The following is a 525-nucleotide window of genomic DNA, read 5'->3' as shown; positions in this document are numbered from 1 at the left end:
TGGCGGAATGATTATTCGTTGTTGGAGCCTGCGGTGTTGGGGGAGTGGGTTCCGGAGCTGTCGGTGAGTGTGGTGGTTCCGGCGCATGGGCATCCGGAGAAGCTGGCGCTGGTGTTGGCGTCGTTGGCTGCTCAGAGCTATCCGGCGCATCTCATGGAGGTGCTGGTGGTGGATGACGGTTCGTCTGAGCCGTTGGTTCTGCCGGAGGTGTGTCCGGAGAACACGAAGCTGTTGTCCTCTGCTCCGGGGGGTTGGGGTTCGGCGCACGCGGTCAACACCGGGGTTGCTGCTTCTTCGGGGCAGGTGGTGTTGCGTTTGGACGCGGACATGCTGGTCTACCGGGAGCATGTGGAGTCGCAGATGCGCTGGCATCACTTGATCGATTACGGCGTTGCTCTCGGGCACAAGCTTTTCGTGGACTTCGATCCGGCGGCCATGACTCCGGAGTACGTTCGGGCGGAGGTGGGGGCGGGTCGTGCTGAGGAGCTCTTCGACAGGGAGAGCGCCGACCCGCACTGGGTCGAG

The 525-nt window shown here is 63.2% G+C and carries 1 protein-coding gene; it reads left to right on the top strand.

Annotation, left to right across the window (positions count from 1 at the left end; all coding sequences use genetic code 11):
- The coding region (locus tag ACYVD1_RS34860; RefSeq protein ID WP_460778738.1) for a glycosyltransferase family 2 protein at nucleotides 1-525 on the top strand (525 nt) is incomplete at both ends.

Source organism: Nocardiopsis nanhaiensis (assembly GCF_054778635.1).
Note: the sequence above shows the minus strand (reverse complement) of the source record. Positions and strands in the feature narration are given on the sequence as shown.